Origin of the sequence: Endozoicomonas sp. GU-1, from assembly GCF_027366395.1 — a bacterium.
In the GTDB taxonomy this organism is placed as follows: Bacteria; Pseudomonadota; Gammaproteobacteria; order Pseudomonadales; family Endozoicomonadaceae; genus Endozoicomonas.
This window is the reverse complement of record NZ_CP114771.1, coordinates 5406170-5421738: the sequence shown is the minus strand read 5'-3', so window position 1 is coordinate 5421738 and position 15569 is coordinate 5406170. Positions and strand designations below refer to the sequence as shown.

The window sequence follows — 15569 nt, the reverse complement described above, 5'->3', positions numbered from 1 at the left end:
AATGAACAATTGAGCGACATAACTCCCTGCCCAGATGGCAATGAACGCCTCATAATCCGGGTACGGATATGTCAGCCAATCTATAGTAGCAGTGAACCTGGACAGCAACAGAGGTCTGATGGGGTATATTACCGCCGGTATCAATCACAGGACAGCACCAATCACATTGAGGGAACAGGTCGCCTTTTCTGCTGAGCAGCTGTCCGATGCGCTGCAAAGCGCCAGAATCCAAACTGGTATTGAAGAAATTGCCATACTGTCTACCTGCAACCGTACCGAAATCTACTGTGCTATTCACAGCTCCGGGGCCGAAACAATCAGACAGTGCTACGACAAACTGATTGACTGGCTGAGCGGTTACCATCAGACCAACGGCAAATTACTATCAGAGCACAGCTACCTCTTCCATGATGAACAGGCGGTCCGCCACCTGATGCGGGTTGCCTGTGGGCTTGACTCCATGGTGCTTGGCGAACCCCAGATTCTGGGACAACTAAAATCCGCATACGCCAGCGCACAGGAAGCCGACACCACCGGCCCTGGCCTGAATCGATTGTTTCAGCACAGCTTCACCACGGCCAAACAGATTCGCACAGAAACCGCTATCAACGCGCAGCCGGTATCCGTTGCCTATGCCGCTACCGGACTGGCCAGGCAGATTTTTTCTGACCTCAGCGAAAATACAGCATTACTGATCGGAGCCGGCGAGACCATTGAACTTACCGCACGACACCTGTGCCAGCAGGGCGTTGCCAATATCATCGTGGCCAACCGTACTTTGGAGCGAGCCCGGCGCTTGACCGACATGTTTGGCGGAAAATCCGTCCTGCTGTCGGACCTGCCGCACATACTCCATGAAAGCGATATTGTTATCAGCTCCACCGCCAGCCCGGTACCGGTGCTCGGCAAAGGAACGGTTGAAAAGGCGCTGAAGCAGAGAAAACACAAACCCATGTTTATGGTGGATATTGCGGTTCCCCGGGACATTGAACCCGAGGTCAGTGATCTGGCTGATGTTTTTCTCTACACAGTGGATGACTTGCAGGATGCAATTGAAGACAATCTGCAACAGCGCAAAAATGCGGCCCAACAGGCTGAACGCATGATTGAGGCCGATACCTTTGAATTCATGACCCGCCTGCGTGCGCTGGATGCCGTTAGCCTGTTACGCAACTATCGCCAGAGCACCGAAGCGATCAGAGACCTGGAGCTTGAGAAAGCACTGCAATGGCTGGCCAGGGGCGTCAATCCGGAAGAAGTACTGCAGCAATTTGCCCGCTCGCTGACCAACAAACTGATGCACCACCCCAGCGTCCAGCTGAAAAACGCTGCCGCAAAAGGGCAGCATGAAAAGCTGGAGTGGGCCGAGAAACTGCTGGGCCTGAGCCCCAGTCGTCAATCCGATTCAACTCAGGATGCCTGATGGCATTCTGAATCCACCCTTATATAGATACCTTTTACAGACATCATGAAAGAGTCCATTCTCGTCAAACTGGAAAACCTCGGTGAGCGCTTCGAAGAGCTTTCCGCACTGTTGAGTGACCCCGGGGTTATTGGTAACCAGGATCAGTTCCGCAAGCTCTCCCAGGAATACGCTGAACTGGAACCGGTGGTTAAAGCCTACAGAGAGTATGACCAGTTACTCAGCGACAAAGCCGAAGCCGAAGCCATGATGGCAGAAGGTGACCCGGACATGACGGAACTGGCCCGCGAGGAACTGGCCAGTTGCGAACAACAACTGCCAGCAATGGAACAGAATCTTGAAGTGCTGCTGTTACCCAAAGACCCAAGGGACGGCCTGAACACCTTCCTGGAAATCCGTGCCGGCACAGGCGGCGATGAAGCGGCCATTTTCGCCGGCGACCTGTTCAGAATGTACTCAAGGTACGCGGAAAAACGCGGCTGGCGAATTGAGGTAATCAGTGCCAGCGACGGTGAACACGGCGGCTACAAAGAGATAATCACCCGTGTTATTGGCAGCGACGTCTACGGTCGAATGAAGTTTGAGTCGGGAGCCCATCGCGTACAGCGGGTTCCTGAGACTGAATCCCAGGGCAGAATCCATACCTCTGCCTGCACCGTTGCCGTGATGCCGGAGCCCGATGAACAACAGGCGATTGAGATCCGTAAGGAAGACCTGCGCATCGATACCTACCGCTCATCAGGTGCCGGTGGTCAGCACGTCAACACCACCGACTCAGCCATTCGTATCACCCACCTGCCAAGCGGCATTGTGGTTGAATGCCAGGATGAGCGCTCACAGCACAAAAACAAGGCCAAAGCCATGACCTGGCTGGCGGCCAAACTCCAGGATGCCCAGGATGCCGCTGCCGCGAAAGAGATCAGTGACACCCGGAAAAGCCTGGTGGGCAGCGGTGACCGTTCTGAGCGTATTCGTACCTATAACTATCCCCAGGGGCGGGTTACCGACCATCGTATCAACCTTACTCTCTATAAATTGCCGGAAATCGTGGAAGGTGAACTGGACCCGGTTATTGACCCTCTGCTGCAGGAGCATCAGGCTGAGCTATTGGCCAGTCTGGCTGGCGAATAAGTCATGAGCAGCGTCCGAATTGACACCGCTCTGGCAGAAGCATCCCGCATGCTTTCTGCCAGCCCTACTCCCCGGCTTGATGCAGAACTGCTGCTGGCACATGTTCTCCACAAGCCACGCAGTTATTTTTTCACCTGGCCTGAAGCGCTTCTGACCAGTGAACAGATGGCTCAGTTGGTAAAGCTTATCGATCAACGAAAAGCAGGACATCCCATAGCCTATCTGACCGGGCAACGGGAGTTTTGGAGCTTGCAGTTAAAAGTTACCGAAGCCACCCTGATCCCAAGGCCAGACACCGAACTACTGGTTGAGCTGGCACTTGGCTTAGATAGCACGCCGGATCAAAACACCGAATCAACAATGAAAGTGGCCGACCTGGGAACCGGTACCGGCGCAATAGCCCTTGCCCTGGCCAGGGAACGACCGGACTGGGAAGTCACCGCTATCGACAAAAGCCCGGACGCCCTGGCTGTTGCGGCAGAAAATGCAGTGATCAACGATATCCGGAATACCGTATTTATTGAGGGCTCATGGTGTTCACCACTGGCTGAAGGCTCAATGGATATGATCGTCAGCAACCCCCCCTACATTTGCAGCAATGACCCGCACCTGAAACAGGGAGACGTTCGCTATGAACCCCTGTCAGCGCTGGTCTCTGGAGTGGATGGACTGGACGATATTCGTGTTATTGCCGAACACTCACTGCAAAGCCTGAAGCCCGGGGGATGGCTCCTGTTAGAACACGGCTATGACCAGGGCAGCCCCGTCCAGACAATCCTTTCCCGGGCAGGCTTCACACAAATTCGCACAGAAACCGACCTGGCCGGTCATGACCGCGTAACCCTTGCCCGCAAACCTGCGGCCTGAACTACCAATAACCCTACAGGCTTACTCCGTACTGCCGCCATAAGTAATAGCCCGTAATACCAAGCGGCATTCAGTGCAAATAAACTGAGTGCCATTTTTTGCCCGCTACGCCAATGTGAAGTTTTCAGACAAAAGCAGGCACGAAATTCTTGCAGACAGACTGGTATAATAGATGGGCCACAGGCGATTAGCGGGCTCCCGGAGAAAACATGTTTGCCAGACGATTTCATAGCTTCTTACAGCAGGATTACGCCATTGGCGTACTGCTTTTTATCGCCTCAGCACTGGCGATGCTCGCTGCAAATACGTTTTTTGCAGAGTATTATGACTTACTGCTATCAACCCCCATCCGTTTTACTGCAGGCCCCCTGGACATCCACAAACCACTGCTGCTGTGGATTAATGATGGCCTGATGGCCGTTTTCTTCCTTTTGATCGGCCTCGAAGTCAAACGGGAAGTGCTTGCAGGGGAGCTCAGTACTCCGGCCCAGGTTATGCTACCAGGCATTGGTGCCATCGGCGGAATGCTGGTACCAGCACTCTTCTATGTTGCCTTTAACCACTCAGACCCTATTGCCATTAAAGGCTGGGCAATCCCCGCCGCCACTGACATTGCTTTTGCCGTAGGCATTCTTGCCTTACTCGGTAAACGCGCACCCGCATCACTGATGACATTCCTTCTGGCCCTGGCCATCATTGACGATCTTGGTGCCATCATTATCATTGCCATTTTCTACACAGAAGAGCTATCCCTGATGTCCATGGGCATTGCCTCTGCCTTACTGGCAATCCTGGCTTTCTTCAACCACAGGGATGTTACCAGGATCGGACCTTACATGGTTGTCGGCGTACTGCTCTGGATCTGCGTGCTTAAGTCAGGCGTTCACGCTACGCTGGCTGGCGTACTGCTGGCATTTACCATTCCATTGAAAACCGTTGACCGCAGAGGTCGATCACCGCTGAAAGCCCTGCAACACAACCTGCACAGCAGTGTTCATTATGTCATTTTGCCTATTTTTGCCTTTGCCAACGCCGGACTTGAACTGAATGCCGAACAGATCAAAAGCCTGTTCACCCCAATTCCCCTGGGGATTGTGGCTGGCCTCTTCCTGGGCAAACAGATTGGCGTATTCAGCTTCTGTTGGCTGGCGGTTAAATCCGGACTGGCCAAACTGCCCACCGGAACCAGCTGGCTCCAGATGTACGGCCTCTCTATACTCTGCGGTATTGGTTTTACCATGAGTCTGTTTATTGGCTCACTGGCCTTTGAAAACGTGAATACCGACTACCTGGTATCAGATCGCATCGGCGTACTGGCTGGCTCCATACTCTCCGCTGTCTTTGGCTTTATCACTCTTTACTGGGCCGGACGCAAACAGGCCTGAGCCTGTTTCCGGCCTCTGAACAGAGGCCGGAACTCTCAACCAACAAGAAATGACACCATTCTCACCAAAGTCTCTGCAAAGCTGTTAAACTCGCTGTCAATTAATCAATCCGGAAGTACTCCACCCATACGGCTCGGCCTGAACAATGAAAAGGAATTGGCGGTACTTCTGACAAATCATAGAGAGCTCTTTAGCCCATGGAAAACAGAGGCGTTTTGCTGGTTAATCTGGGGTCACCGGACAGCACATCTGTTGAAGATGTTCGAAACTATCTCAATGAGTTTTTGATGGACAAGCATGTGATTGACCTGCCATGGGTGATTCGCAGGCTTATCCTCAGCCTTTTTATCTTACCTTCACGTCCGGCAAAATCCGCTGAAGCTTACAGCGCCATCTGGACTGAGCAGGGCTCACCACTCATTGTCAACAGTGAAAAGTGCGCGGAACAGCTCAGAGAGCGCACCAGCATCCCGATTGAGCTGGCCATGCGCTACGGCAAACCGGATATGGCAGAGGCTCTGCGCAATCTGGCAAAGCAACCGGACATTGAAGAGATCCTGCTGTTCCCACTCTACCCACACTACGCCATGTCATCGGTAAAAACCGTGATTGAACGGGCCAAAAGCCTGATGCAGGAAATGGGCATCACCCTGCCACTTCGCGTCCACCCGGTGTTCTATGATCACGATGGCTACATTGAGGCGCTGGTCGAAAGTGCAAAGCCCTGGCTGGAAAAAGAGTTTGATCACCTGGTGTTCAGCTACCATGGCGTACCAGAGCGCCACATTACAAAAGATGACCCAACCGGCAACCACTGCCTGAAAGATAAAAGCTGCTGCCAGAAAACCTCCATTGCTCACAAAACCTGCTATCGACATCAGGTATATCAGACAACAGAGGCCTTTGTTGAAAAAGCAGGCGTCCCGATCGATAAATACAGCGTTGGCTTCCAGTCCCGACTGGGAAAAGCCAAGTGGCTGGAGCCAAATACTCTGGATGTTCTTAAGCAACTGGCGGATCAAGGAGCCAGAAAAGTACTGGTTATCTGCCCTTCTTTTGTTTCTGACTGCCTGGAGACACTGGAAGAAATCGGCATAGGGGCCAAAGAGGAGTTTATTAAAGCCGGGGGTGAATCATTGGAACTCATTCCCTGCCTGAATGATCATCCAGCCTGGATTGACCTGTTGAAGCAATGGTCAGAACACCCTCTGACTCATTGATGATAAAAATGAGTGGGCATGAAACATGCCCACCACCCCATATCCATCTTGTATCCTGCAAACTCTGCCTTTATAGTACAACTACCTGGCCGATCTACGTATTTCCCTCAAGAGAAGGGCGCAATGAGTAGCGTGATAAACTGGCAAAGACTGTACGTTGATTTAAAAAGTAATAATAAGACTTCTTACCAAGAGGGAGTTCTTCTCCTGCCTGAAACTTTCTTCGCTCCTGCTCGCCTGCTACTTCTACTGCTGCCTTAGGGCATATTAATTACTATCTCCCCAACTACCCGGCCTTGATGGCCAAACCGCAAGACCACTGATAAAGCGGACTTGCCAGATAAGTTTGCTGCGCACACAAAACAAGTAACAGCAGCATAGCCAATAAGAAATTGACCAGCCTTTCGGACAGCAAAGGCAAGGGATACACCATGAACAACAATCAAATTGTGATTTTTGATACCACCCTGCGCGATGGCGAGCAAAGCCCCGGCGCAGCCATGACCCGTGATGAAAAATTACGCATAGCCAGAACCCTGGAAAAATTGCGGGTAGATGTTATTGAAGCCGGTTTCGCCATGGCCAGCCCCGGTGACTTTGAAGCCGTCAAAGCCATTGCCGCTAATATCACGGAAAGCACGGTATGCAGCCTCTCCAGGGCACTGGAAAAAGATATTGACCGGGCCGCCGGAGCCCTGAAACCAGCCAGACGGGGGCGGATTCATACCTTTATTGCCACCTCTCCCATCCACATGCAGCACAAATTGTGCATGAACCCGGACGATGTGATCAAACAGGCCATATTTGCCATCAAGCGGGCCAGAAACCACATTGACGATGTTGAGTTTTCCTGCGAAGACGCCGGCCGTTCCGAAATAGATTTTTTGTGCCGTATCATTGAAGCAGCCATTGATGCCGGTGCCAGAACCATCAATATTCCGGATACCGTTGGCTACGCCCTGCCACACCAGTTTGGAGAAACCATCAAAACCCTGATGGAACGTATCCCAAACGCTGATAAAGCCATCTTCTCCGTTCACTGCCACAATGACCTTGGCCTGGCTGTAGCCAACTCACTGTCTGCCGTTGTGAACGGGGCACGTCAGGTTGAATGCACCATCAATGGATTAGGGGAAAGAGCGGGCAATGCCTCGCTTGAAGAGATTGTCATGGCCCTGAAAACCCGGTCGGATTGTCTGGGAGTAACCACCGGTATTAACACCACTCAGATTGTACCGGCTTCACGACTGGTTTCCTCCATCACCGGCTTCCCGGTTCAACCCAACAAAGCCATCGTGGGAGCCAATGCCTTTGCCCACGAGTCTGGCATCCATCAGGATGGTGTACTGAAGCACCGGGAAACCTATGAAATCATGTCTGCCGAAGATGTCGGCTGGAACACTAACCGGCTGGTGCTTGGTAAACTGTCTGGTCGCAATGCCTTCAAAACCCGAATGGAAGAACTGGGCATATCGTTCAGCAGCCAGGACGATCTGAATGATGCCTTTCAGCGTTTTAAGGTTCTGGCGGATAAAAAATCGGAAATCTACGACGATGACCTTCAGGCACTGGTGAGTGATGCCCGCAGCAGCAGTGAGCTGGTGGAGAAATATAAACTGATCGATCTGAATGCCAGCTCAAAAATTGGCAAAACACCGGAAGCAACACTCACCCTGGCAATCAACGGAAAACAACAGGCGGTTTCCAGCAGCGGCGATGGTCCTGTTGACGCCATATTCAAAGCCATTGAAAAGCTGGCCAACTCCCGGGCCAGGCTGGCACTGTATAACGTCAGCGCCATTACAACAGGTACTGACTCTCAGGGTAAAGTCTCTGTTCGGCTTGAGAAAAACGGGCAGATTGTCAATGGCTCCGGGGCTGACACCGATATCGTCATTGCTTCCGCCAAAGCCTACATCCATGCCCTCAACCTGCTGGAAGCCGATATCACCAAAGCCAATCCACAAACCGGGGGAACGGTTTAATCAATTTGGTTTGATTAAAATGCCAACAGAATCTTTCAGTGATACTATTGGCTTTTTAATCTTCCTTCTGCTCTTACCCTTGAGAGCAGCGACCGTAAATAGCGGCAACCATTGAGAACCGACATGCAGGGCGAAACCGTTGACCCCACTTCACCATCCAACAGTGATCAGGCTGTCGACAGTTCAGCAGCAAACATTCAGATTGCCCACCGGGAAAAACTCAGACAGAACTATTTGGGAGCCATGGGCATACAGACCTGGTTTCCCAGATATCAACTGACCAATGCTCAACCAGCCAGACCTTTTGACTGGATAGCAGAGGACGCCCGGGCACTTGCCGAAGCAGAGTCAACTCAGGCTGTTTCTGGCACTGAAATCAGCTCAGCATTTAACCAGCAGGTTGCCAGAGAGCAGCCCCAGACAGGATACTCGCCGACCAAGCCAGCAGATATCCTTGGGCAATTTATTACCCCGTCCAAACCTGTTGAGGACATCAAACAGGACGTTCAACCTTCACCAGAGCCTGTAAAACAGCTGTCAGGCTCCGTCAGCAAATTCCGTCTGGTGATAAAACCCGTCAGCGATGACTGCCTTGTGGTGGCCGAAATGCCACACTCCGGGCTCAACCAATTCAGCCGCTACCATCAACGCCTTTTAGATGACATTCTCAGAGCACTCAAGCTCAACCCGGAGGGCTCACAGACCATTCGTGAATTTGTCTGGCCCATGAACGAAAGCCGGGGCCTGCTGAGCCAACTAAGCCAGGATGACTACGCCGCTGCCGATGCCGTATGCGCTTATCTGAGCAACCAATACGGCTTTTCCCGCAGAAAGGTGATTCTGTTATTTGGCCAGTCAGCAGCCAGGTTTGTTATGGACCCGGAAAAAGATTTTGAGCAGTTACGCGGCATCCAGCAGGGCACTCATACAGGCCAGTGGTTTGCTGTAACCCATGGACTGAATGAACTGATGAAACAGTCCATCCTCAAAAGGGAAGCATGGCAGGATCTGGCTCCGCTACTCACCAAAACACCAGACACACAGGGCAATGCCTGAAGATCAAATGATTCAGATAAATCATCAACCATGACACAACCCTCACTCACGTTTCGCCCCATGCTGAAAAGCGACCTGGAACAGGTCACTGCCGTGGAGCAACAGTCAGCAGAACACCCCTGGCGAAAAGCACACTTTTCCGACAGCCTGACCTCCGGCTATACCTGCGAACTGGCAGTGCTTGATGGCAGAATTGTGGGACACTGCGTCATGATGACGGTAGCCGGCGAAGCCAGCATTCTGATTCTGACGGTGGACCAATCTTTTCAACGGCGAGGTATTGGTCGGCAGCTATTGCAACACATGCTCCAGAAAGCAGGACAGTCTGGCTGCAACACCATTCTGCTTGAAGTCCGTCGCTCCAATATCAAAGCTTTCAACCTTTATCTTCATGAAGGCTTCAGCGAGATCGGCATCAGGAAAAACTACTACCCCATGGGCAACCATCGGGAAGATGCCATTGTTATGGCCATGGAAATCCACAGGCTTTAATACCCGCGTTCATCCATTTTTTGCCCGCTCACGACGGGCCCAATCCAGAAGCTTCTCTCTGGTCCAGATCATGATGCTTTCCGTGGGTATGTATTGCCCTGCTTCGTATAACCGTCGACGCCGGGGGTTGTCCAGGGCAATATGATCGCCATCAAGAACGCCACGTGCCGGGAAAAACAGCGCCCCTCCAGCCTCCGGCAGGTCCCGCAGATAGCTCATCCGGGGTGAATGTTCTTTCATGCTGGCATCCCAGAACCAGGCCTTCCCGAAAATACCACCAACTCCGGATTCCAGCTCTATTCGTTCGGCAAGCTCCAGATAAAAGTCTCTCCAGCCATCCTGCAGAAAATGAGGCGTCAGACGTCGGTCTTCCACGTGAACTTCATACATATTCCGGGAGCTATTCCCCAGACGGATAAGCAGTTGAGCAGCGCTGACTATATGACTGACACCACAGGAGAAAATAGACCGTCGCGGCAGCGGACGAGGCTCATAATGGCAAATGAAGTTGCTGGGCCACATATTCAGCGCAGCGATGGCCAGGTCTTTATGAAAAAGATCATTATTAACAAAATCAGGATCGCCAGCTTCCTGAATACGGCGGCACAAATCCTGAAACCAGTTTTTGACGGCTTCTATCGTAGATTTTGGGAGGTGTTGACCCATGCCGTGTTGCTGAACAACGCCCACACTAATGGTCATCAGTTCTAAAAGCGTGAGCTTGCGTAACAACTTCAGGGTAGGAATATCGTATCGGGTTTCAACCTCTTCCAGCCAGAATGTCATTTCCGGCGGACATACATTATAAGAACGCCCTTTCATCACTTGCCGGACAAATTTCACATAATCCTGAACGATATGCTCAAGATCAGCTGCCTGGGCATATTGCCCGTAAATATCCGTTTTTATGGATTTAAGAAGTTCCACAAGTGCCATAAGAGATTGTTACTACTAATAGGTTCTTGATTGTTGCTATGCAGAGGTTTTACCGGAAACCAGAGAAATCATATCCCCAACACTCTCCATTTGATTCAGCTGCTCCAGTTCATCCATGGTAAATTTTATCGAGAGGTCTTTTTCAATGGCGCAGACGATCTGAATCTGGGCCATGGAATCCCAACCTTCAAGGGCATTGCGCTGTGTTTGCTCTGTTATCTCCAGGCTCTCTTCGTCCAGAATATCACGGATGATTTCACTGATGGTTGCCAAAATAGCCACACTAAGCTCCTTCTACGATCCTATTCTGTCGCCGGGTTTATCGTGATGGGAATATCACGTTCAGGCACTTCACTGTCGATGCTGTACGTCCATTGACTACTGTTATCGTCGGAGCCATGCAAAAGTTGAAAACCTGAGCCCTGGTAGAAGTCCTTTACCAGGCCATTTTTTTCTTTGGGGACATAGTGACCGATGACATCTTCTATCCCATTGTCTTTAGCCAATAACAGCAGCTCTGACAGCATCGCTGCCTCCATCTCCCGCTTAAACACACGACAACTCATTACCCAGCAGCGAACATGCAGTTCACTACCCTGACGTTCGCCGATAATGACGGAAACAATGCCATTGTCACCAAAGCGATCCGTGAGTCGGCCATAAAGTGTCAGGTAATCGGGAGAGTCCATAAAGCCGGCCACTTCCTGTTCGGTAAATCGCAAACCGGTAAGGTTAAACTGATTAGTTTTGTTGATCAGCTGTGCGGCCCTTGGCAATGCCATTGGATTTACCGGCTCAATAATCGCGGTCATTTGCAACGATTTCAGGTAATCATCATAGCTCTGACAAGAGTTCTCCAGTTCGATGCGCTGCCGGTTCTGGGCATACATGCTGGCTCGCTGAAAATCATCATGGTTTAATGACGCTTGTTCAAACAGACCACTCTTGTCCAGAAAATGAATGTAGCGGGTGCTGTCAGCCCCAATATCCGGTACCGCTACTGCGGGCAGGCTTTGCGCCACTATCGCCCGTTCAGCCGGGTTGTCATCCAGAAATACCATCGCACCGAGGCCAAGATTCAGGTCCTTGGCGATTTGCTCAATATTCCCGGGTTTGTGATTCCAGTTAGCCTGAAAGGCACTGAAATCATCAAGTTTCAAAACACTGTCCGGATGGGCAAAACCATCCTCCGCATTTTGTCGCTCATTTTTACTGCAGACTGCCAATAGTATGCCGCGCTCCCTGAGCGCCTTCAGGTAGCTTTGCAGATCACTGAATCCTTCCGCTCTCGCATTTCCCGCACCGACCTGTATACCATCAAGACCATCATCACCGATCACCCCGCCCCACATGGTGTTGTCCAGATCACAGATAACCACTTTTTTAACCAGACCGACAGCAGCCTTGATCTGAGCGGCAACACTGTACCCTACTTCGATAAATGCCTCTCTGCTCATGGCAAATTTATAGGAATACCATTGCGCCGGATCGTACCACCGATCCAGGCCAAACCTGGCCGACAGATAATTCAGGTCATGAAGGATAAATCCCGACGCATTTTGCGCATGCTCGGCAAATCTCTGATTGATCTGCCGGGTAATGTAACTCCGACCCGCTGCCTGTATGGCATCCTGGTTACCCAATGGCCGGGTGCCGGGCAGCTCAAAGTTATTTTGAATAATCGAGGCATTAAATTTCTGTGTCAGTGCACTCCAGACACTCTGAAAACGGTGAACAAACTGTTCGATAAAGGCATCAATGGACTCTTGTGTACTGGCAATAGCGGGCCACTCGGTAATATTTACACTACTGGTGTGAAGGTAAATAATCTGGGGATCAAACGTTTTTAGCTCTCCATCGTCAAATAAAGCGCTTTCGTAGAACCGATTGTAATCCGACTCAAAGATTTCCACATTGACGCCAGCCTGCAAAAGAAACAGCTCAATATAGCCACTAACCTCCTGCGTGGTAGAACCGCCCAGCACCGCCACCCGCAGTACCGGCTGGGATAATCCGGCCCTGAGTTCCCGACGCAATTTCTTCTGGTGACGCTGAATAAATGGATAGTCCAGTGGATACGACAGTCGCTGATCAGTGTTGTCATCCATGTTGCCTTCCTGTGCGCGGATCATAATTTTTGTTTGAGACGCCGGGCCATATCCATAATACCGGACATGGTGACTTTAAGCTGGTCGAGACTCCGGTTATCCATCACCAGGTTCCTTTTCAGTTTCAGCAAATGCTCACCACGATGGTTAAGCCCCTCATCCAGAGTGGTCGCAGTGCGCACCCCCAGCGCCTCCAGCTCAGGAATGTGCCCCGGTTGCCAGATACCACTGGGATAGCAAAGGTGATCCACTCCATAGGATGGATTCAACGATACCGTCAGTTTTTCCCGGTTAATCTCTATTTCCCGCTGGATACCTGCCGTATCTTCCGGAAGTCGGTGGCTATGAGTATGTAATTGAATTGAGTGCAGTGGATTTGGCACGACCCGGGCCAGCTCATCGTAGCTGGCGTTATGGAAACGCCGATCAGTGAGATCGGTCTTATCCTGACCGAGAAAATCAGCAATTACTGCCAGAAATGCCATTTTGGTCTGGTCATCAAAGTCACGGATACAGGACTCGATCTTCTTAACCAGTTCGCTGTTACTGCCGGTAAACTGATAACCCTTACCATTAAAAGACACACTTATGGTATCCACCGGCTTTTTCCAGAGCCAGTATTGCAACAATACATTGACGACCGCTATTTGATGATCACAGTAATAGGTGGTTACGTAGGTAGTTGAAGGGAATTGGTAGCCCTCAAGCACAGGCAGTAACTCAGCGACACTTGCCCACCAGCCATCGTCAATGGTAATGACCACGGGGTACTCATAAGTCACTTCTCCCTGTAAATGCCGCTGTGCCTCTGCAAGACTTATGACGTTGTATCGTGAGTGCTTCAGAAACTCCAGAATAGGGATCAGCCTATCCCGTGAAATAAAGACGCCCGGCCAGAATAAGTGTTCGTCTTTCAGTGAAAGGGAGTGCAGGCAGAGAATCACCAGCTTATGACGGTTAAAGTAAGCGGTGAGATGAGTCAAACCGGATTTAACCAGCAATTTATAAAGACTGTTTTTCCATCCCGACATAAATCACTTCCTTCTGCCCTCTACTTTAACCGCTGTTGCCTTAAAAAGCTTTAAAAACATTACGTGTAATGATCGCCAGAATGGAAAGAAACTTAATCGGCTTATATTTAAAGAATCGATGTGACAAGGCGATGATATAGGCCAAAGAACGGCAGAAATTTTTATTGACCAGTACTTTATTGATTGAGCACTTACATCAGTTTGTAAGTAGTTGGCCAAATGGAATCGTATATTTCTGGCTAAGTGGGCAGTTACTATGCAAGGCACAACGTAGGGAGCATAGCCGTAGCTATGTGACCGTAGTTGTAACGCCGCAGGGTGACTGCCCACTTAGTCAGAAAATACGATTTCATTTGGTTAACTACTTATGATGATGCTTTGGAATCATCCTATGATAACTCGCCTGTTTACCCTGAGTGATCAGCTGGCATTTGCAAAATTGTCCGGTGATTACAATCCGCTTCATATTGATGAAATAGCCTCACGAAGATATATGTTTGGCGAACCATTAGTGCATGGCATTCATACACTGCTCTGGGCCCTTGACTGCTTTCTTGCCGCCACCCCGAAACCAACGACAATTCTTTCCCTGGAAGCTGATTTCAAAAAGCCGGTTATTCTGAGTGAGAATGTATTGGTTAAGTTCAGTGAAAAATCCGGCCATCAACTGATCGAAATCAGCTCACAATCCAGCCTGCTGTCCAAAGTTAAACTGCAATGCAAGCCTATATCCCGAGAAGATTGGGATCTACAACAAAGACAGTGCATGTCAGGCCTCGCTCCCGAAGCCCAACCCAGGGAACTCACAGCAGCCGAGGTAGCAAAGGCGAAAGGCCAACTGGAACTATTTTACGACAATGTCCATTTGTCGCAATTACTGCCAAATGTTGCCGCTTATCTTGACCCGGTCTGTACGGCAGCCATGCTTGCCAGCACCCGGTTGGTTGGCGGTCATTGCCCCGGGCTGAATTCTCTCTATTCTTTTTTCTCTTTATATGCCTCTGATAAAGGTAAAAACACAACAACATTTGCTTACCAGACCGCAGAGTATGATGAGCGCTTCTCAATGGCCTTTATTGACCTGACAACCCCCGGATTCATCGGCAATATCCGGGCATTTTTACGCCCTCCCCCTGTCGTTCAGGCTTCCTGTGAACAGATCAAAGACACGGTGAAACGGGACGAATTTGTCGGCCAGAAAGCCATCATCATAGGTGGCTCAAGGGGGTTAGGGGAAATTGTCGCAAAGTTACTGGCTGCCGGTGGAGCCGAGGTCTTCATCAGTTTTTACCGTGGCAGAGATGAAGCAGAACAGCTGGTTAATGAGATCCGCAGCAATGGCGGTAAGGCAAGCACTTTCCGTTTCAACGTCCTGTCTCCAAACTGGGAAGCGGTGTTGGCGGATCATACAGATCTGCATCCCAGCCATCTTTATTATTTTGCGACACCTTTTATCGCAGCCTCACCGGGGCAGTTTTCTTCTGAACAGCACCAGTGTTTTTCTGATTACTACGTCAAGGGTTTTGTTGAAACAGTTACCCCACTGCTGTCGAAGGGTCTTGCCCACATTTTTTATCCTTCCACCGTTATGATTGATGCTATGCCATTGGACATGGCTGAGTATTCAGTAGCCAAGGCTGCCGGGGAAACGGTGTGCCGCTTTTTGTCAAAAAATAACAAGGGCTTGAGAGTCTCTATGCCAAGACTGCCAAAAATGACGACAGACCAGACCGCAAGCCTTATGAAAAAAGATCAACTGGATCCTGTTCCTGTGATGTTGGATGAACTTCGCGCACACCACATGCCATAAGAAGAAACAAACCAATAATCAAACGCTTTCTCAGGACTGACCATTTCCAAAACCATAAACGCTACTGGTAGAAAAAGCAGAAAAATACGAGCATTTCCCCCTGCACACCAAGGGATTGACAGGTA

General features: G+C 50.5%; 13 protein-coding genes. 9 read left to right on the top strand and 4 right to left on the bottom strand.

Features of this window, described 5'->3' with window-relative positions; genetic code table 11:
* Positions 1 to 118 precede the first annotated feature (118 nt).
* The 8 genes from hemA (at position 119) to rimI (ending at position 9559) form a co-directional block, all read left to right on the top strand.
* Positions 119 to 1423 carry a glutamyl-tRNA reductase gene (gene hemA, locus O3276_RS22685; protein ID WP_269673339.1) on the top strand — a complete coding sequence of 435 codons (1305 nt, stop codon included), beginning with the start codon at positions 119 to 121 and terminating at the stop codon, positions 1421 to 1423.
* Between the two features lie 45 nt (positions 1424 to 1468).
* Positions 1469 to 2554: a peptide chain release factor 1 gene (gene prfA / locus O3276_RS22680; RefSeq protein ID WP_269673338.1), complete on the top strand. Its 1086-nt coding sequence runs from the start codon at positions 1469 to 1471 to the stop codon at positions 2552 to 2554.
* A gap of 3 nt (positions 2555 to 2557) precedes the next feature.
* Positions 2558 to 3421: a peptide chain release factor N(5)-glutamine methyltransferase gene (prmC, locus tag O3276_RS22675; protein WP_269673337.1), complete on the top strand. Its 864-nt coding sequence runs from the start codon at positions 2558 to 2560 to the stop codon at positions 3419 to 3421.
* 209 nt (positions 3422 to 3630) lie between these two features.
* Positions 3631 to 4806 (top strand): Na+/H+ antiporter NhaA, encoded by a 1176-nt coding sequence (nhaA, locus tag O3276_RS22670; protein ID WP_269673336.1) that lies wholly within the window; start codon positions 3631 to 3633, stop codon positions 4804 to 4806.
* Positions 4807 to 5003: 197 nt separating this feature from the next.
* Positions 5004 to 6026, top strand: coding sequence for a ferrochelatase (gene hemH / locus O3276_RS22665; RefSeq protein ID WP_269673335.1), 1023 nt, complete (start codon positions 5004 to 5006; stop codon positions 6024 to 6026).
* A 431-nt stretch (positions 6027 to 6457) separates the two neighbouring features.
* Entirely contained in the window at positions 6458 to 8011 is a 1554-nt protein-coding gene (locus O3276_RS22660; protein WP_269673334.1) for a 2-isopropylmalate synthase, read from the top strand.
* A gap of 123 nt (positions 8012 to 8134) precedes the next feature.
* A complete protein-coding gene (locus tag O3276_RS22655) occupies positions 8135 to 9067 on the top strand; it encodes a uracil-DNA glycosylase family protein (protein WP_269673333.1) in 933 nt (310 codons plus the stop codon).
* 60 nt (positions 9068 to 9127) lie between these two features.
* Entirely contained in the window at positions 9128 to 9559 is a 432-nt protein-coding gene (gene rimI, locus O3276_RS22650) for a ribosomal protein S18-alanine N-acetyltransferase (protein ID WP_269673332.1), read from the top strand.
* Between the two features lie 9 nt (positions 9560 to 9568).
* On the opposite strand, the gene O3276_RS22645 is transcribed toward rimI, so the two are convergent.
* Genes O3276_RS22645 through O3276_RS22630 form a run of 4 tightly spaced genes read right to left on the bottom strand, consistent with a single transcriptional unit; the run spans position 9569 to position 13634 of the window.
* Positions 9569 to 10495: a hypothetical protein gene (locus O3276_RS22645; RefSeq protein ID WP_269673331.1), complete on the bottom strand. Its 927-nt coding sequence runs from the start codon at positions 10493 to 10495 to the stop codon at positions 9569 to 9571.
* 36 nt (positions 10496 to 10531) lie between these two features.
* Positions 10532 to 10777, bottom strand: coding sequence for an acyl carrier protein (locus tag O3276_RS22640; RefSeq protein ID WP_269673330.1), 246 nt, complete (start codon positions 10775 to 10777; stop codon positions 10532 to 10534).
* A 20-nt stretch (positions 10778 to 10797) separates the two neighbouring features.
* A complete protein-coding gene (locus tag O3276_RS22635) occupies positions 10798 to 12603 on the bottom strand; it encodes an HAD-IIIC family phosphatase (RefSeq protein ID WP_269673329.1) in 1806 nt (601 codons plus the stop codon).
* A 20-nt stretch (positions 12604 to 12623) separates the two neighbouring features.
* Positions 12624 to 13634 (bottom strand): polysaccharide deacetylase family protein, encoded by a 1011-nt coding sequence (locus O3276_RS22630; protein WP_269673328.1) that lies wholly within the window; start codon positions 13632 to 13634, stop codon positions 12624 to 12626.
* A 391-nt stretch (positions 13635 to 14025) separates the two neighbouring features.
* Between O3276_RS22630 and O3276_RS22625 the strand changes: the two genes are divergently transcribed.
* Positions 14026 to 15444: an SDR family NAD(P)-dependent oxidoreductase gene (locus O3276_RS22625; protein ID WP_269673327.1), complete on the top strand. Its 1419-nt coding sequence runs from the start codon at positions 14026 to 14028 to the stop codon at positions 15442 to 15444.
* Positions 15445 to 15569 lie beyond the last annotated feature (125 nt).